At 36.8% G+C, this 16,479-nt stretch carries 19 protein-coding genes and 1 riboswitch; of the genes, 7 read left to right on the forward strand and 12 right to left on the reverse strand.

Going from position 1 to position 16,479, the window contains the following annotated elements:
* Positions 1 to 74 precede the first annotated feature (74 nt).
* The gene (locus tag W908_RS02630; RefSeq protein WP_053819807.1) at positions 75 to 1,097 is read left to right on the forward strand and encodes a polysaccharide deacetylase family protein; all 1,023 of its coding nucleotides are present in this window, start codon (positions 75 to 77) and stop codon (positions 1,095 to 1,097) included.
* On the opposite strand, the gene miaB is transcribed toward W908_RS02630, so the two are convergent.
* From miaB to W908_RS02680, 10 genes are all read right to left on the reverse strand, one after another.
* Positions 1,086 to 2,423 (reverse strand): tRNA (N6-isopentenyl adenosine(37)-C2)-methylthiotransferase MiaB, encoded by a 1,338-nt coding sequence (gene miaB / locus W908_RS02635; protein ID WP_053819808.1) that lies wholly within the window; start codon positions 2,421 to 2,423, stop codon positions 1,086 to 1,088. The genes W908_RS02630 and miaB overlap by 12 nt on opposite strands.
* A complete protein-coding gene (locus tag W908_RS02640; RefSeq protein ID WP_053819809.1) occupies positions 2,424 to 3,458 on the reverse strand; it encodes a mechanosensitive ion channel family protein in 1,035 nt (344 codons plus the stop codon).
* Entirely contained in the window at positions 3,458 to 3,955 is a 498-nt protein-coding gene (locus W908_RS02645) for a murein hydrolase activator EnvC family protein (protein WP_053819810.1), read from the reverse strand. The genes W908_RS02640 and W908_RS02645 overlap by 1 nt, the downstream gene beginning before the upstream one ends.
* Positions 3,945 to 4,523, reverse strand: coding sequence for a YqaA family protein (locus W908_RS02650; protein WP_053819811.1), 579 nt, complete (start codon positions 4,521 to 4,523; stop codon positions 3,945 to 3,947). The genes W908_RS02645 and W908_RS02650 overlap by 11 nt, the downstream gene beginning before the upstream one ends.
* A gap of 14 nt (positions 4,524 to 4,537) precedes the next feature.
* Positions 4,538 to 5,434 carry a glycine--tRNA ligase subunit alpha gene (gene glyQ, locus W908_RS02655; protein ID WP_053819812.1) on the reverse strand — a complete coding sequence of 299 codons (897 nt, stop codon included), beginning with the start codon at positions 5,432 to 5,434 and terminating at the stop codon, positions 4,538 to 4,540.
* 119 nt (positions 5,435 to 5,553) lie between these two features.
* A complete protein-coding gene (gene ahcY / locus W908_RS02660) occupies positions 5,554 to 6,966 on the reverse strand; it encodes an adenosylhomocysteinase (protein WP_053819813.1) in 1,413 nt (470 codons plus the stop codon).
* 19 nt (positions 6,967 to 6,985) lie between these two features.
* Positions 6,986 to 7,056, reverse strand: a riboswitch (S-adenosyl-L-homocysteine riboswitch).
* 34 nt (positions 7,057 to 7,090) lie between these two features.
* The gene (gene metK / locus W908_RS02665) at positions 7,091 to 8,224 is read right to left on the reverse strand and encodes a methionine adenosyltransferase (protein ID WP_053819814.1); all 1,134 of its coding nucleotides are present in this window, start codon (positions 8,222 to 8,224) and stop codon (positions 7,091 to 7,093) included.
* 152 nt (positions 8,225 to 8,376) lie between these two features.
* Positions 8,377 to 9,021: a heme exporter protein CcmB gene (ccmB, locus tag W908_RS02670; RefSeq protein ID WP_053819815.1), complete on the reverse strand. Its 645-nt coding sequence runs from the start codon at positions 9,019 to 9,021 to the stop codon at positions 8,377 to 8,379.
* Positions 9,022 to 9,038: 17 nt separating this feature from the next.
* Positions 9,039 to 9,641 (reverse strand): cytochrome c biogenesis heme-transporting ATPase CcmA, encoded by a 603-nt coding sequence (ccmA, locus tag W908_RS02675; protein WP_053819816.1) that lies wholly within the window; start codon positions 9,639 to 9,641, stop codon positions 9,039 to 9,041.
* Positions 9,642 to 9,711: 70 nt separating this feature from the next.
* Positions 9,712 to 10,155 (reverse strand): outer membrane protein assembly factor BamE, encoded by a 444-nt coding sequence (locus W908_RS02680; protein WP_053819817.1) that lies wholly within the window; start codon positions 10,153 to 10,155, stop codon positions 9,712 to 9,714.
* Between the two features lie 50 nt (positions 10,156 to 10,205).
* Between W908_RS02680 and fur the strand changes: the two genes are divergently transcribed.
* Both fur and W908_RS02690 read left to right on the forward strand, forming a co-directional pair.
* On the forward strand, positions 10,206 to 10,613 hold the full coding sequence (gene fur / locus W908_RS02685; protein WP_053819818.1) for a ferric iron uptake transcriptional regulator: 408 nt from the start codon (positions 10,206 to 10,208) through the stop codon (positions 10,611 to 10,613).
* 22 nt (positions 10,614 to 10,635) lie between these two features.
* Positions 10,636 to 11,421, forward strand: coding sequence for a metal ABC transporter permease (locus W908_RS02690; protein WP_053819819.1), 786 nt, complete (start codon positions 10,636 to 10,638; stop codon positions 11,419 to 11,421).
* On the opposite strand, the gene prfA is transcribed toward W908_RS02690, so the two are convergent.
* Positions 11,418 to 12,506, reverse strand: coding sequence for a peptide chain release factor 1 (prfA, locus tag W908_RS02695; RefSeq protein ID WP_053819820.1), 1,089 nt, complete (start codon positions 12,504 to 12,506; stop codon positions 11,418 to 11,420). The two genes, W908_RS02690 and prfA, sit on opposite strands and share 4 nt — an antisense overlap.
* Positions 12,506 to 13,774 (reverse strand): glutamyl-tRNA reductase, encoded by a 1,269-nt coding sequence (gene hemA / locus W908_RS02700; protein WP_053819821.1) that lies wholly within the window; start codon positions 13,772 to 13,774, stop codon positions 12,506 to 12,508. Before hemA ends, prfA begins: the two co-directional genes overlap by 1 nt.
* A gap of 159 nt (positions 13,775 to 13,933) precedes the next feature.
* On the opposite strand from hemA, the gene ruvB reads away from it, so the two are divergent.
* From ruvB to W908_RS02720, 4 genes are read left to right on the forward strand one after another with little or no spacing between them, the layout of a single operon-like run.
* Positions 13,934 to 14,962 (forward strand): Holliday junction branch migration DNA helicase RuvB, encoded by a 1,029-nt coding sequence (ruvB, locus tag W908_RS02705; protein WP_053819822.1) that lies wholly within the window; start codon positions 13,934 to 13,936, stop codon positions 14,960 to 14,962.
* The gene (gene ybgC, locus W908_RS02710) at positions 14,959 to 15,363 is read left to right on the forward strand and encodes a tol-pal system-associated acyl-CoA thioesterase (RefSeq protein ID WP_053819823.1); all 405 of its coding nucleotides are present in this window, start codon (positions 14,959 to 14,961) and stop codon (positions 15,361 to 15,363) included. The genes ruvB and ybgC overlap by 4 nt, the downstream gene beginning before the upstream one ends.
* On the forward strand, positions 15,350 to 16,021 hold the full coding sequence (tolQ, locus tag W908_RS02715) for a protein TolQ (protein WP_053819824.1): 672 nt from the start codon (positions 15,350 to 15,352) through the stop codon (positions 16,019 to 16,021). The genes ybgC and tolQ overlap by 14 nt, the downstream gene beginning before the upstream one ends.
* A complete protein-coding gene (locus tag W908_RS02720) occupies positions 16,018 to 16,470 on the forward strand; it encodes an ExbD/TolR family protein (RefSeq protein WP_053819825.1) in 453 nt (150 codons plus the stop codon). The genes tolQ and W908_RS02720 overlap by 4 nt, the downstream gene beginning before the upstream one ends.
* The last annotated feature ends 9 nt before the right edge of the window (positions 16,471 to 16,479 follow it).

The following is a 16,479-nucleotide window of genomic DNA, read 5'->3' on the forward strand; positions in this document are numbered from 1 at the left end:
ATTTTACTGAATTCCATTGAAAACAAATGTTAAGTTGCATGATTTTGCTTCATAATTAATTTATCATTTAACTTATGAATCTATCTAAAATCCTCTTAAAGCTCTTAGTAGTAATTTTAATTTATACTCCTTTTAGTTCGCATGCTCTAGAGAATGACTGCGTTCTTCTTGTGTATCATCGTTTCTCTGATGACGGACCTAAGTCAACGAGCACCTCACCAGAGATCTTTAAGCAGCACCTAGAATACTTAAAAAATAATAATTACAGTGTTCTTCCATTAAAAAATGTAATCAGTAGTCTGCAGTCAAAAGAAAGCTTGCCATCCAATTGCATAAGTCTTACAGCGGACGATGGTTTTTTATCAATCTACACTGAAGCTTATCCATTGTTAGTTGAATATCAATTTCCGATGTCAGTTTTTGTATCTACCAACCCTATTGATAAAAAATATGCATCTATGATGACCTGGAGTCAACTTCGTGAAATGGCACCTTTGGTCGATATTTATAACCATAGCGTTAATCATCTTCATTTAGTTAATCAGAGTGCTCAGATTATTGAAGATGAGATCCTTTCAGCCCAGGAAAGGATAGCGACTGAAATGAGCACAAATGATAAGTTTTTTGCTTATCCATATGGGGAGTTTGATGACTCGTCTTACTCGTACCTTAAGTCAGAGGGTTACATTGCCTTTGGACAGCAGTCTGGCGTTGCAAGTCAAACAAGTGACTTTTTAAATATACCTAGATTTTCAATGTCAGGGCCGTATGCACAAATGAATAGTTTTTCTCTCAAAGTTAAAACACTAGCCATGCCGATTGAAAGCTCTGATCCGAGGTCAATGATTTTTTCAGGAGATCTGATGCCGGTATTGAATCTTAACTTCTCTCGAGAGTTGACCAGCTATGAAAAAAGTAATTTTTCTTGCTATGTCTCTGGTCAGGATAAGGTTAATCTTAAATGGGATGGTCTGCAGTCAGTCAGTATATGGCCAAATGAGCCTCTAGCAATTGGACGCAGCCGATATAACTGCACTATGCCCTATAAAGAGGCAGGGCGATATTATTGGTTTTCAAAGTTATGGCTAAGGCTCTGATTTTTTTACTAAACTAGCCTGAAGAGAGTTCCCAATTCCATCGAGAATCTTGACTGTTACTATCTTTCCAATGAGATCACTGCTTCCAGTAAAGTGAGCAGTTCTCATATTTTCAGTTCTAGCGGATAAGGTCCCACCTTTTTTTGAAGCACCTTCAACTAAAACTTGTTGAAGACTCCCAATCATGGATTTAGAAATCTCTTCAGTGTTAGCATTCAGCCTATCTTGAATAATTGCAAGTCTTTGTTTTTTTATTTCTGAGCTTACATCATCTGGCATACTTGAGGCTATAGTGCCAGGTCTTTTAGAGTAGATAAAACTGAAAGATTTATCAAAGCCAATTTCAGCAATTAAGCTTAGAGTATCGTTAAAGTCCTTTTCTGTTTCACCAGGAAAGCCGATAATAAAATCTGAAGAAATAGATATATCAGGCCTAATCTTCTTTAAATTTCTTATCTTAGATTTATACTCAATTGCAGTGTGCCCCCTTTTCATTAGCCCTAGTATTTTGTCTGAGCCACTTTGGACTGGAAGGTGAAGGTGAGAGACCAGTTCTGGCACTTCGGCGTATGCATCAATCAATCGATTACTGAACTCTACAGGGTGTGACGTAGTATATCTTATTCGCTCGATGCCAGTAATTTGGGCAACGATTGCAATTAAAAGAGCTAAATCAGCAATTTCTCCATCATCCATTAAGCCTCTATAGGAGTTCACATTTTGCCCTAAAAGATTCACTTCTTTAACACCCTGATTCGCTAGTGTTTCGACTTCTTGAATTACATCATTGAATGGCCTAGATATTTCTTCACCTCTTGTGTAGGGGACGACACAAAATGTGCAGTATTTGCTGCATCCTTCCATGATCGAAACAAAAGCAGAAGCGCCATCACTGTGAGGCTCAGGCAAGTGGTCAAATTTTTCAATTTCAGGGAAAGAAATATCAATACTTATTTCATTTTCATTGAGTGCTTCATTCAGCATGTTTGGAAGTCGATGAAGAGTTTGAGGTCCAAATATCATATCAACGTATGGAGCTCTTTTGAGAATGAGATCACCTTCTTGAGAAGCAACACAGCCACCGACTCCAATCACTAAGTTTGGATTTTTTTCTTTCAGTTTTCTCCAGCGACCTAATTGGTGAAATAGCTTATCTTCAGCTTTTTCGCGAATAGAGCAGGTGTTTATTAATAAAACGTCAGCTTCGCTAATATCTTCAGTTAGATCTAAGTCATGGGATGCTTTAAGGACGTCACTCATTTTATTAGAATCGTACTCATTCATTTGGCACCCAAAAGTGCGAATATGAAGCTTGGAGATGGTCATTTATGCTTTCTGAATGTGTAAAGTTTGAGTGGGGTATGCAATCTCAGCACCATGATCAGCAATGATGTGAGCTATATCAAGGAGTAACTTTCCTTTAAATTTCTTAAATTCGCCTGCATCTGTAAGAGAGCTGGATGCCCAAATAACAAAGTCTAGTGATGACGCATTAAATAAATCAAAATTAACTCGACAAGGTAGGTCATTATCAATGTTTGCGCTATTCGTTAATAGCTCTTCTACTTTTTTGATGATACTCTCCATTTGTGCAATGTCATCATATCTAATTCCAATAACTTCATGTATTTGTCTATTGGTCATCCTCGATGGAGTTTCAATTGGGATTGTGGCAAAGATCGAGTTTGGAACGTAGACCGGATTTTTAGTGAACGTTCTAATTCGTGTCATCCTCCAGCCAATTTTCTCTACAACGCCTTCGATACTTTTGTCAGTTGTTCGAATCCAGTCACCAGTTGAGAATGGCTTGTCCATTTGAATCATGAGGCCACCAAAAACATTCGCAAGCATATCTTTTGCTGCAAAGCCAACAACGATTCCACCAACACCACCCAGGGTAAGAATGGAAGAGACCGCATAACCATAAAATTGAGCAACGCCAAGGATGATAGCAAATACAAAAAGAATCTTAACTAAGCGCGTAAAGAGTCGAATAGAGTCTTTATCAACACTGCCTTCAGATTCTAAAAGATAGTTTTCAACGCTTGAGATTAATCTTAAGATTCCCCAAGTTAAAATAAATACTGGTGCAATAGCGATATAGCCGACAATATCATTTAATGATTGAATCTCAGATGTTAACTCTTTTAGAGAAAAATATAGCCAGCCATACCAAATGAGAAGTTTAAGTGGCGCTGAAATAGCACCAATTAAATAATCATCGATTTGGGTTTTGGTGCTCCCAGAGTGTTTGGTAATTTGTTTTAAAATACTACCTAAAACAACATGCGTAATAATCGTAATGACCAGAAGAACTGCAATGGTTTGAATTGGGCTTATATTTTGGATAAAGTCGTTCATCAGAGGTATTTTAATGGATTAATAGGTTCTTCGTATTTTTTCATTTCGAAATAAAAAGGTTTGTCACCAGTTAATGCAATTAACTGACCCTTTTCAATTGTGTCACCCTCAATCACAAGCAGCTCTTGATTTTGGTTGTAGATGCTATAAAAACCATAAGAGTGTTTAATTATGATCATCTTTCCATAACTCGCCATCCTGTCTCCACTGTATACCACTTCACCTTTTCTTACTGCCCTTACCTCTTGGCCTGAGCTATTATTATAAGTCAGACCAAAATGACCGTCCTTTTCTGAATAGTTTTTAAGAATTGATGAGTCAACTGGCAATGACCAGTCCTTTTTAATATTTTTTTTGCTTGATTTGGATGAAGTTTTTGAGCTTTTTACATCAATTACGTTGAATGATTTTTCTTCAACAGTAACTTGCCCAGGCTGGTTCGTTAGGCAGCCTGATAGAAAAATTAATAAGAGAAGATTTATTAGTTTAGTATTCATACCATAGAAATAAAGCAATAGCGATAATCAGAAAATACCCTAGCCAGTCGATATACTTATTTAACCACGCATCAGCCATTTTTCCAAATTTTCTTACTAGAAAAGAAATTAAAAAGTATCTCGCACCTCTAGCAATTAAAGAAAATACGATAAAGGGAAATAAAGCCATCGACATCATTCCAGCCGCAATTGTAAAAACTTTATAAGGGATTGGACTAAAACCTGCAATGAGGATTATATAAATGCCGTAAGTTTGGAAGTAAATTTGTGCAGTATTGAACTTTGACTCGTAACCTAAATTAACCAATATAGGCAAAATATAATTTTCAGCTTGTACTCCAATGAAGTAACCTAAAATTGCACCCAAAACAGAGGAAAAAGTACAAATAGCGGCAAAATAGAATGCCTTTGACCTATTTCTCAAGGACATTGATGCCAACAATAAATCTTGAAGTGGCAGTGGAAGAATGATGGACTCTAAAAAGCTTATGATAGATAGCCATAAAATGGCAAACCTACTGGATGACCAAACTAAGACTTTATTATAAATTGAGTGAAAAGGCCTCATTAGTTTCAATAAAACTATTTTTTTAGCATTGGAAAGCCTAGTCTTTCTCTTGAGTCATAATATTCCTTTGCAACCTTTTGACTCATAGATCTTACTCTTCGAATGAATCTTGCTCTGTCAGTTACACTGATTGCTTTTCTTGCATCAAGAAGATTAAAAATGTGAGACGCCTTCATAGTTTGTTCGTATGCAGGGAAAGGAAGATTTTCCTCAATAAGTTTTAAATTCATAGCCTCGGCTTCATCAAACTGCCTGAAAAGAACTTCAGTATCTGCAATATCAAAGTTATATTTTGATTGCTCAACTTCATTTTGATGAAATACATCACCATAGGTAAGCCCCTCTGTCCAAATTAGATCATAAACGCTATCAACGCCTTGCAAATACATTGCTAGCCTCTCAAGACCATAAGTCAGCTCTCCTGAAATAGGTTTGCATGAGAGTCCACCTACTTGCTGGAAGTAAGTAAACTGACTGACTTCCATTCCATTTAGCCAGACTTCCCATCCAAGACCCCAGGCCCCTAGTGTGGGCGATTCCCAGTTGTCCTCTACAAATCTAACATCATGCATTTTTAAATCAATGCCGATTGCTGTGAGTGAGTCGAGGTATAAGTCTTGAATATCATCAGGCGACGGCTTTAATAAAACTTGGAATTGATAATAGTGTTGAAGACGATTAGGGTTTTCACCATAACGACCATCTCCGGGTCTTCTTGAGGGCTGAACATAAGCTACTTTCCAGGGCTCGGGTCCTATTGACCTTAGAAAGGTTGCAGGATGAAAAGTTCCTGCACCAACCTCCATATCAAATGGCTGAGTAATTGCGCAGCCTTTTTCAGCCCAATAACTCTGCAACTTGAGGATTAAATTCTGAAATGATTTGCTTGTGTCGAGGTCTAAGTTAGACATTGAAATTCAACTAAGAAATAACAAAAATTTTACCTCACCACAAAGTTTTGAGGGTTTACATTTAAATTTTAAAAAAAATGCGGGATAAACCCGCATTTTTTTAATAATCACAAAAAATCTTAGTACTTATAGGCCTCTGGTTTAAAAGGGCCTTCCTTAGGCGTATTGATGTATTTTGCTTGCGTATCCGTTAAGACAGTCATAACACCACCGAAGCCACCTACCATTCCAGCCGCTACTTCTTCGTCAAGTTTCTTAGGGAGAAGCTCGACAGAAACATTAGCAGGTTTCTGGTCTTTTGGTAAGTCAGCAAATTTATTACTATAAAGATGCATTTGTGCTAAAACTTGGTTTGCAAATGAGCCATCCATAATTCTAGAAGGGTGTCCAGTTGCATTTCCTAAATTAACTAAACGACCTTCTGAAAGAAGAATTAAGTAATCATTTTTATCATCAGAGCGATAGATGCGATGAACTTGCGCTTTCACTTCATCCCATTTCCAATTTTTACGCATGTATGCTGTATCAATTTCATTATCAAAGTGACCAATATTACACACTACAGAGCCTGCTTTGAGGTATTGAAGCATTGAAGCATCACAAACATTAGTATTTCCAGTCGTTGTGACAATTAAATCAGTGTTGGCTAGTAAATCTTTATTGATACAATCTACAGAACCAGTATTGATTCCATCAATATAAGGTGAAACCACTTCAAAGCCATCCATGCACGCCTGGAAAGCACATATAGGATCAATTTCAGAAATTTTAACAATCATTCCTTCTTGACGAAGTGACATGGCAGATCCTTTACCAACATCGCCATAACCAATCAATAAGGCCTTCTTGCCTGACATAAGCATATCCGTACCTCGCTTAATAGCATCATTAAGAGAGTGCCTACAACCATACTTGTTATCATTTTTTGCCTTAGTAACAGCATCGTTTACATTGATAGCAGGAACTTTAAGTTCACCACTCTCAATCATCTCTAAAAGGCGATGAACACCAGTCGTTGTTTCTTCACTGATACCATGAATTTTATCAAGCATTTCTGGATACTTATCATGGACCATGCCCGTTAGATCACCGCCATCATCAAGAATCATGTTGGCATCCCATGGCTTACCGTTATGAAGAATAGTCTGCTCAATGCACCACAAGAACTCTTCTTCAGTCTCACCTTTCCAGGCAAATACAGGAATATTTCTTGCTGCCATAGCAGAAGCAGCATGATCCTGTGTCGAAAAAATATTGCAAGATGACCAACGAATTTCAGCTCCAAGATCAATTAATGTTTCCATTAGGACCGCAGTTTGGATTGTCATATGAATACAGCCCATAATTCTTGCGCCTTGAAGAGGCTGCTCTTTGCTGTACTTTTCTCTAAGAGCCATTAATGCAGGCATTTCAGCTTCTGCAAGCTCAATTTCTTTACGACCAAAATCTGATAAATTAATATCAGCTACTTTGTAGTCAAGGTTTAGATCGGCTACTTTAAAGCCACTATTATCTATTGTAGAATCGCTCATTTTATTTCCCGTTAAGTTAAAAAAATGAGCGTCGTTTTGATTACCAAGCCTGATTGAAAAAATATTTTCAATGCAACGCCCCTTGGCACGAGACGCATTATACCAAAAACATATGAAAAAGAAACTATTTTAGTAAATCTGCTCTATCAGTCTTCTCCCAGCTAATTGAGTCTTCTTTTCTCCCAAAGTGACCATAACTCGCAGTCTGCTGATAAATTGGACGTTTTAAATCTAGCATTGCAATTAAACCTTTAGGGCGAAGATCAAAATGCTCTCTGATAAGAGCAACAATTTCATGATTTGGTAGCTCTCCAGTTCCAAATGTGTCAACGCTTATACTCGTTGGTTCAGCAACTCCAATTGCATACGAAACTTGAATTTCACAGCGCTTAGCGATGCCAGCTGCAACAATATTTTTAGCAACATAACGTGTAGCATAGGCAGCACTTCTATCTACTTTTGAAGGATCTTTGCCTGAAAAAGCACCACCGCCATGTCTAGCCATGCCGCCATATGTGTCAACTATAATTTTTCTTCCAGTTAGTCCAGCATCACCAACCGGACCTCCAATTTCAAAATTTCCTGTTGGGTTTATGTGATATTGCGTCTCGCTTGTAAGCCACTTTTCAGGAAGGATTGGCTTAATAATATTTTCTAAAACACTCTCTCTAAGCTCCTCAAGTGAGATGTCTCCATCGTGCTGAGTAGATAAAACTACAGCGTCAATACCTACAATTTGATTACCCTCATAGATGCAAGAGACTTGAGATTTAGCGTCTGGACGAAGCCAAGGTATCGAGTCATCTAGCATTAAATCTGCTTGCTGCCTGACTAATTGATGTGACAGCATAATGGGGGCTGGCATTAGCTCTTCTGTTGAATTTTCTGCATAACCAAACATAAGGCCTTGGTCACCTGCGCCTTGCTCATGACTATCACTTTCGGTGACACCCATTGAAATATCTTGAGACTGCCTGCCAAGCAAATTCATAACTGAACATGTTTCACCATTGAATCCATACTCTTCTTGGTTATAACCAATTCCAAGAATTGTTTTTCTGACTATAGATTCATAATCTATATTAGCATCAGTTGTAATTTCTCCAGCTAAAACGACTTGATTGTCTTTGACAAGTGTCTCTACAGCAACTCTAGAGTTAGGATCTTGATTAAGTGCAGCATCAAGAATGGCATCAGAAATTTGGTCACATACTTTATCGGGGTGGCCAGCAGAAACAGATTCAGAAGTAAATATCATAATAAAATCCTATAAAATTATTTAATACTAAAGATGGATTTCTTGAAAGAGAGGCCAGCTTTAGCTTGTTTTAGTCACACAATGTAACAACGCTAGCAATCGGAACAAATCAGCGTTAATTAATTATAATCTTTAACTTGGAAAAGTAAAGTCTATTCGAGACTTATTTTTAATGAAAGTGCACTTAAAAAAGGAGTTATAAGTAAGCTTAGAATTAAGATAAATCCTAGAAAATATAACTGACCATCAATTGGAAGATTAGATTGAGATTGAGATACTACGCTTGTTGCAAAAATCAAGATCGGTATGTAAAGGGGGAGAATTAATAGAGATAAAAGCATTCCTGAGTTTTTAATGCCAACAACCAGGGAGGCTCCAATTGAGCCAATCAGACTTAGACATGGCGTAGCTATAATTAAAGTCAAAAGGAGAATATAGATCCCTTCAGTATTTATAAAAAGTGCCATTCCAAGAAAAGGAGACAAAATGATTATTGGAAGCCCTGAAAGCATCCAATGAGCTAAAGTTTTAGCCAGTAAGATTAAAGGCAATGAGTGGTGAGAAATAACCATTTGCTCTAGGACCCCACTATCATAGTCATAGTGAAATAATGAATTGAGAGATAATAGAACTGAAAGCATTGTTATAACCCAAATTATTCCAGGTGCAATGCTTGATAAAGTTTGCGCTTCTGGACTAATTGCAATCGGAAATAAAGAGATTGAGATTACAAAAAACATAAGAGGGTTCAAGAAACTTGACGGATTTCTCAAGGCCATTTTAAGATCCCTTGTCATTGTTTGCACGAAGATATTCAAAGAGAAATCTCCTTCATGTTTTTAATATTACACTCCTGGTGCGTAGTTAGGATGCAGATGCCACCAGAGTTGCAATGATCCTCAACTCTAGTTTCAATTATTTTGATTGCCTTTGAGTCAAGTGCTGAAAAAGGCTCATCTAAAAGCCATACTTTGGATTGAGTAATGAATAAAACAGAAAGTGCGATTCTTTTTTTCTGACCAGCTGACAGTTTGCCTACAAGCTCATTTTCAAATTTTTCTAAGCCAACCTTTTTAAGGGCATCAGAAAAATCTAAATCAAGATTATCATTTCCGAGGCGCATTGTATACTTTAAATTTTCTAAACAGCTTAACTCTGGACTAAGAGCGGCCAAATGACCTATATAAAGAAAATCAAGATTGTATCTCTCACTATTAATTTTAGTGTCATCATAATCAATTGAGCCTGTCTCAAATGAACTAAGACCGGCAAGTATTTTCATTAATGAGGTCTTGCCTGAACCATTTGGACCAGAGACTTTTAATACTTCTCCAGAATTTAACTCAAACGATAAATTTTCAAAGAGGAGTTTGTAGCCCCTTTGGCAGCTTAAGTTATTTACTATTAGTTTTAACATTCGTTTATTTTAGTTGATAAGCTAAATAAACACTGAAAAATCTAGTTATCAAAAAAAATAACTAAAGGAGTTACTTATCGTTTGATAAGCTTTCCAGTCCACTTTTATCAATTTCAGTCAAAAGGTTGTCTTTAAAAATCAATCTTAAGCGGTACTGTATTTCAATTTCTCCTTCAATCGAAGAATGATTGATATAGTCCCATTGATATTGGTGAAATGGGTCAATAATACTAGGCGAGCCAATTAAATTCATGACACTCTCTTTCGACATTCCTAACTGAAGCTTATTGACTTCATTCATATCTAAAACTGAACCCTGCATAATGGTTGGCTTATAGACATCAATTGAAGGCATTTTTGGCTTTGCCCAGCTAGGCAACGAAAGCTTAGGCATCTTTGGAAGCTCTGGCATAGATAACTTAGGCATCTTTGGAAGTTCAGGGGTTTTTGGAAGAGAATTAGAACAACCAGAAGCCATTAAAGCAATAAGCAAAATAAAAGTTAATTTCTTCATAGCTATAAACATATAAAATATAAAGTAGATTTTACCTTAAGGATTTTTTAATGGATGCTGAAGATTTAAAAAGTGCTGGTCTAAAAGTTACCCTGCCAAGACTGAAAATTTTAGAGGTCTTAGAGAAGTCTCCAAATCATCACCTCAGTGCTGAGGACATATACAGAGTTCTCATTGATCAGCATGAAGAGGTGGGCGTTGCAACAATTTACCGTGTTTTGTCACAATTTGAAGAATCAGGGATCGTGCAGAAACTTAATTTCGAGAACAACCAGGCGGTTTATGAATTGTGCGGCTTAGAACACCATGATCATTTAGTTTGCGTGAAGTGTAATAAAATTATAGAGTTTCAAGATGATGTTATTGAGCAACACCAAATTCAGATTGCAAGAAAACACGGCTTTGAGTTGACTGATCATTCTCTTTACCTTTATGGCTTGTGTAAGGACTGTCACTAAGATCATTCAGGCTTTATAGAAAATGGACGATTTTATTTATAGAGCTATAGTTGCAGCGATAGGTGTTTCGGTCATTGCTGGGTCTTTAGGCTGTTTCGTTATATGGAAGAGGCTCTCATATTTTTCTGATTCAATCTCCCACAGTGCTCTATTGGGTGTTGCTTTGGGTCTGGTAACGGGACTAGGTATTAACTTTGGTTTAGTTTTTATTGGTGGTCTGTTTGCAACACTAATCGTGATATTACAACAAAAAGAGTTTTGGTCAAGTGACGCTGTTCTGGGGATTTTCTCTCATATTTCACTATCGCTGGGAATTGTGGTTTTGGGGATCATTGGAAATCAAAATACTGATTATTTTTCTTATCTATTTGGCGATATTTTATCTATAACAACAAGTGATATATATTGGATATTCTCTGTTGCAGTGATCGTCATTTCAATCTTAATAATGAACTGGAAAAAATTATTATTACTTACACTTAATGAAGAGCTTGCTAAGGCAGAAGGTATTAATAAGATGTTTTATGACCTTCTATTTATGTTTTTAATAGCTTTGGCGGTTTCAGTTTCAGTCCAAATCGTTGGGGTGTTGCTTATCACATCACTATTGATCATTCCACCTGCTATTGCTAGAGTCTTTTCAAATTCACCCCTTGCAATGATAGTAACGTCCATGATTGTATCCATTTCTTCAGTTCTGATGGGACTGTATTTTTCGATTGATTTTGATTTGGCAACAGGACCTACAATTGTAATAACGTTAGGCGTACTTTTTTTTATTGCTCAGTTTTTTCCAAAAAGAATTTAAAGCGTTGCATTGAGCTCTGTTAGCTGATTGGTTTGCTGCTCAATGATCAATGGGTCAATGATTGATTCTAGTTCACCTTCCATGACCTCATTTAACTTATATAGAGTTAAATTAATTCGATGATCAGTGACTCTCCCTTGGGGGTAATTATAAGTTCTAATCCTTTGAGAGCGATCACCACTTCCAACTAGCTCTTTTCTTTGTGAAGCCTGCTCTTTTTGTTGTTCTTGCTGCTGTGCATCAAGAATTCTAGATGCTAATACAGACATAGCTTGTGCTTTATTTTTATGCTGAGAGCGCCCATCTTGACACTCAACTACTGTGCCGGTTGGGATATGAGTGACTCTGACAGCTGAATCGGTTTTGTTAACATGCTGACCACCAGCTCCAGAGGCTCTAAACGTGTCAACTCTGACATCATTCATATTGATATTAACCTCTTCAATACTTGAGACTTCTGGCATCACTGCGACTGTACAAGCAGAGGTATGAACTCTGCCTTGAGATTCAGTTTCTGGAACTCTTTGAACACGATGTGCACCCGATTCAAATTTAAGTTTTGAGTAAACATTAGTCCCACTAATTCTTGCTATGATTTCTTTAAATCCACCATGCTCACCCATGTTTGAGCTTAAGATTTCTAATTGCCATTTTGATCTCTCAACATAGCGAGTGTACATTCTGTAAAGATCACCAGAGAAAATGCTAGCTTCGTCACCACCTGTTCCAGCCCTGATTTCTATAATAATATTTCTAGAGTCATTAGGGTCTTTTGGGAGAAGAGCCTTTTTAAGGTCAAGTTCGAGTTGCTCTAAAGCTTTTTGACCAGAAATAATTTCCTCCTCAGCCATTTCTTGGATGTCGTCATCTTCCTCTTCAAGTAGTTTTTCTGCCACATTTATGTCATCAACAGTTGATAAATACTCCTCATACTTTTCATTAACGGGAGATAACTGAGAGTGCTCTATTGAAAGTTCTCTAAATTTATTTTGGTCGGAGGCAATTGACTGATCCGATAGAAGCGCATTGATTTCTTCAAGGCGCATTGACAATTGCTCTAACTTAGCAAGGATAGAAGGGTTCATTAGTTTCCAATCTTGGTATGCTTTTTAGTATCTTTACCAACTATATTTTCTGAAGTTTCTTTAGATTTAGCTGGTTTTTTTATATTTTCTAAGGACTGATGAAGGAGTTTGTTTGTTAGCTTGTCTGCAAGCTCTTCAACAACTAAGTCTGGATTAGATCCGGACTTCAGTTTTCTGAGTGCAATTTGAAGAAGCTCATCTTTAAGTAAGTTCGCTTGACTTCTAAAGTTTTTAATAACCTCTTCATTAGGAATATTGTTAATCCACTCAAGGAAATCAACACTTCTTATTTGGATTATTTTTTCTGCAATTACTTTCTCCTTGAGTCTATCCTCAAGATTACTATTTGCAATTTGTTGTAAGTCGTCAACGGTGTAAAGAAAGACGTCTTCTAGTTGATTTGCTTCAGGCTCGATGTCTCTTGGAATGGCAAGATCGATCAATAGCATTGGCTGATGTTTTCTTTGATGAAGAACGGTTTCTATGAGGCCCTTACCAATAATTGGAATGGGCGCTGCAGTTGAAGTGATAACAATATCAGCTCTATGCAGATTTTCGGACAAACTTTTTAGAGTGATTGCTTCAGCATTATGTTTAAGTGCAATAGGCTGAGCATTTTCGAGTGTTCTATTTGCAAAAATCATATCCTTGACGCCCTTTTTACTGAGATGCTGAGCACTCAATTCAATCATCTCACCAGCACCAATTAATAGCACTGTTTGATTTTCTAGAGTTGTAAATATTTTTTCACTGAGCTTAACCGCACAATAGGCAACTGAAATTGGAGATGATCCAATATCTGTATCTGTCCTAACTTTTTTAGCCGTCTTGAATACGTGTTGAAAAAGTTTTTCCAGAATCTTATCTAATGCACCTTGCGTCTTTGAAAAGTGATAAGCCTCTTTGAGTTGGCCAAAAATTTGTGGCTCTCCTAAAACTAAAGACTCTAAACCACAAGCCACTTTGCAAGTATGTTCTATTGCCTCATTAGATTCGTAAAAGGAAATATATTGTTCAAGAGATAATTGATCAATAGCATGGGTTGTAGCCATATATTGTATTAAGACATCACGAATATTTTTTGATGAATGAGAAACATAAATCTCTGATCTATTACAAGTAGAGAAAATTACACACGCTTTGATGTCTTGAACAGCTAATAAACTGGATATAGCTGAAGGCAATTCATTTTGAGCAAACGCTACTTTTTCCCTGATTTCAACTGGAGCCAATTGATGATTTACACTCAGTACCGCAATATTTGACATTGAAAAAAATGATAATAAGTTAATCAGTTAATTATACCTTTCATTTTAATTTCAATCCAATATATGAATCAAGATCTAATTCTAGTTTTATATAAACAATAATCCAAGTTATTGATTGGTCTAAAATACAAATAATAATCTTTTAATAAAATATTTTGCATGATTGAAGAGGACAGATTGATTGGTGGTGAAAATCAATCAAATGAAGATCTCAAGACTGCCTCTGTGCGTCCTAATTCTTTTGCAGATTATATTGGTCAAGAAGATGTTAAATCACAAATGTCATTATTCATCAAAGCTGCAAAATCTCGTTCAGACGTTCTTGACCATTGCCTCATTTATGGGCCTCCTGGACTTGGAAAAACAACCCTAGCGAATGTCATTGCCAACCAGATGGGTGCAGGTATTAAACAAACATCAGGACCTGTTCTTGAGCGCTCAGGTGACCTGGCTGCAATACTCACAAAACTAGAGCCATTTGATATACTCTTTATTGATGAAATACACAGGCTGAATCCTGTTGTTGAAGAAATCTTGTATCCTGCTCTTGAGGATTTCAAATTAGATATCTTGGTTGGTGAAGGAGTTGCTGCTCACTCAGTTCAGCTCGAATTGCCTCCATTCACCCTTATAGGTGCAACAACTAGAGCTGGAATGCTAACCTCACCTCTAAGGGATAGATTTGGTATTGTTCATAGACTGTCTTTTTATAAGCTTAATGAGCTGCAAGAAATTATAGAAAGATCTGCCTCTATTCTAAATATTACAATTGAAAAACATGGATCAAAAGAGATTGCAAAACGCTCTAGAGGAACCCCTCGAATTGCAAATCGCCTTCTTAGAAGGGTTCGTGATTTTGCAGACGTTAAAACAAAAGGAATCATCAATGTAGATATTGCAAAGGAGGCGCTTGAAACCCTTAAGGTTGATGAAGCAGGCCTTGAGCAGCTCGATAGAGATTACCTCAGTTTGATCATTAATAAATTCTCAGCAGGTCCTGTGGGTTTAGATACTTTGGCGACTGCCTTGGGTGAAGAAAGGACAACTTTGGAAGATATGATAGAGCCATATCTCCTTCAGCAGGGTTTTATAATGCGAACCCCAAGAGGAAGAGTTGCTACAGATCTTGCTTTTTCTCATTTGGGTGAAGTTAGAGAGGTACAATCACAAGATTTATTTGGTAAATGAATCAACAAAGGATTAGAGTTTATTACGAAGATACAGATGCTGGCGGGGTTGTGTTTTATGCCAACTATCTGAAATATATTGAAAGAGGAAGAACTGAATATCTCAGGGATCTAGGCTTTGAGCAGAGCTCTCTGGCAAAACAATATGGTATAGTTTTTGTTGTTAAGTCGGTGAGTGCGAATTATATATCGCCTGCTTATCTAGATGATGTTATTGAGGTTCAAACTAGCATTGATTTAATTAAAAATGCAAGTCTTGTTTTTGCTCAGAAAATTCTGAATATAGAGAAAAATACGGTATTATTTAAAGCAGAAGTCAAGGTTGTTTCTGTAATGAAAAATAATTTAAAACCTTGCGCTTTTCCGCAAGAAATCTTGGAGAAACTTAATGGAAGAAAATAGTTTATCAATCGTCAGTTTAATCTTTAATGCGGGATTTGTCGTTCAGCTAGTTATGATTATTTTGGTTTTAATGTCGATCTATTCCTGGACAGTTATTATGTCCAAGAAGAAGATTTTGATGGATGCTTCAAATGATATTGAGATCTTCCATGAAGAGTTTGAAAGAAATGAAAAGCTTCCAGATTTATATAAAAACCTCCCAAAACTTGCCTCTGATTGGAGTGCAATGGAAGATATTTTTGGTTCAGGCTACAAAGAATTTACTCATTCGAAATCTACTTCAAATCAATCACTGATAATGAATTCTGAGCGGGCTTATAGGGCAATGAACACTTCTGCAAGCAATGAGATTGATCGACTTGACTCAAGCCTTTCTATCCTTGCTATGATTGCATCTTCTAGTCCATATATTGGACTCTTTGGAACTGTCTGGGGAATTATGCACTCCTTTATTGGTCTTGCTTCAGTCAAGCAAGCGACCATTGCAGTTGTTGCACCAGGTATCGCAGAGGCTCTTATTGCAACAGCTTTCGGCTTATTTGCCGCAATACCAGCTACCATTGCCTACAATAGATTGGTGTCGCAAGTAGAGGAGATTGGTAACAAATACACCGCCTTTGTTGAAGAGATATTTGTTATTCTTCAGAGACAAAAATGATCGAACTTCCAAAGCGTTCAAGACCCGATATCCATGCAGATATCAATATTGTTCCCTATATTGATGTAATGCTGGTCTTGCTAGTCATCTTTATGATGACTACACCTATTATTGAGCAAGGTGTTGAGGTTGACTTGCCTAGTGCACAAGCAAATGTTGTAGATTATCAAGATCAGACGCCTTCAGTTATTTCAGTAGATGCAGAGGGAAATTACTTTATAAATGCTATGACTAGTCCAGGAACTGAAGAAATTGAAGACTATGAGCCAGTTTCTTTAAATGTGGCTATTAACCAGATACTTGCAAGAAAAGAAATTTATCCAGATATGCAAGTTTTTGTTAAAGGTGATAAAAAAGTTGAATATGAAAAAGTCATAGAAATTATTGCCTTATTGAAACAGTACAGCAAGATAGATAAAGTCGGTTTTATGACTGAAAACCCAAATTAACTAATTTTT

Origin of the sequence: Candidatus Pseudothioglobus singularis PS1 (assembly GCF_001281385.1) — a bacterium.
In the GTDB taxonomy this organism is placed as follows: Bacteria; Pseudomonadota; Gammaproteobacteria; order PS1; family Pseudothioglobaceae; genus Pseudothioglobus; species Pseudothioglobus singularis.

What these genes read in the sequence shown, in the direction of transcription:
- W908_RS02630 (WP_053819807.1), top strand. Translation starts at nt 75, where the DNA reads ATGAATCTATCTAAAATCCTCTTAAAGCTCTTAGTAGTAATTTTAATT.
- miaB (WP_053819808.1), bottom strand. Translation starts at nt 2,423, where the DNA reads ATGACCATCTCCAAGCTTCATATTCGCACTTTTGGGTGCCAAATGAAT.
- W908_RS02640 (WP_053819809.1), bottom strand. Translation starts at nt 3,458, where the DNA reads ATGAACGACTTTATCCAAAATATAAGCCCAATTCAAACCATTGCAGTT.
- W908_RS02645 (WP_053819810.1), bottom strand. Translation starts at nt 3,955, where the DNA reads ATGAATACTAAACTAATAAATCTTCTCTTATTAATTTTTCTATCAGGC.
- W908_RS02650 (WP_053819811.1), bottom strand. Translation starts at nt 4,523, where the DNA reads ATGAGGCCTTTTCACTCAATTTATAATAAAGTCTTAGTTTGGTCATCC.
- glyQ (WP_053819812.1), bottom strand. Translation starts at nt 5,434, where the DNA reads ATGTCTAACTTAGACCTCGACACAAGCAAATCATTTCAGAATTTAATC.
- ahcY (WP_053819813.1), bottom strand. Translation starts at nt 6,966, where the DNA reads ATGAGCGATTCTACAATAGATAATAGTGGCTTTAAAGTAGCCGATCTA.
- metK (WP_053819814.1), bottom strand. Translation starts at nt 8,224, where the DNA reads ATGATATTTACTTCTGAATCTGTTTCTGCTGGCCACCCCGATAAAGTA.
- ccmB (WP_053819815.1), bottom strand. Translation starts at nt 9,021, where the DNA reads ATGACAAGGGATCTTAAAATGGCCTTGAGAAATCCGTCAAGTTTCTTG.
- ccmA (WP_053819816.1), bottom strand. Translation starts at nt 9,641, where the DNA reads ATGTTAAAACTAATAGTAAATAACTTAAGCTGCCAAAGGGGCTACAAA.
- W908_RS02680 (WP_053819817.1), bottom strand. Translation starts at nt 10,155, where the DNA reads ATGAAGAAATTAACTTTTATTTTGCTTATTGCTTTAATGGCTTCTGGT.
- fur (WP_053819818.1), top strand. Translation starts at nt 10,206, where the DNA reads ATGGATGCTGAAGATTTAAAAAGTGCTGGTCTAAAAGTTACCCTGCCA.
- W908_RS02690 (WP_053819819.1), top strand. Translation starts at nt 10,636, where the DNA reads ATGGACGATTTTATTTATAGAGCTATAGTTGCAGCGATAGGTGTTTCG.
- prfA (WP_053819820.1), bottom strand. Translation starts at nt 12,506, where the DNA reads ATGAACCCTTCTATCCTTGCTAAGTTAGAGCAATTGTCAATGCGCCTT.
- hemA (WP_053819821.1), bottom strand. Translation starts at nt 13,774, where the DNA reads ATGTCAAATATTGCGGTACTGAGTGTAAATCATCAATTGGCTCCAGTT.
- ruvB (WP_053819822.1), top strand. Translation starts at nt 13,934, where the DNA reads ATGATTGAAGAGGACAGATTGATTGGTGGTGAAAATCAATCAAATGAA.
- ybgC (WP_053819823.1), top strand. Translation starts at nt 14,959, where the DNA reads ATGAATCAACAAAGGATTAGAGTTTATTACGAAGATACAGATGCTGGC.
- tolQ (WP_053819824.1), top strand. Translation starts at nt 15,350, where the DNA reads ATGGAAGAAAATAGTTTATCAATCGTCAGTTTAATCTTTAATGCGGGA.
- W908_RS02720 (WP_053819825.1), top strand. Translation starts at nt 16,018, where the DNA reads ATGATCGAACTTCCAAAGCGTTCAAGACCCGATATCCATGCAGATATC.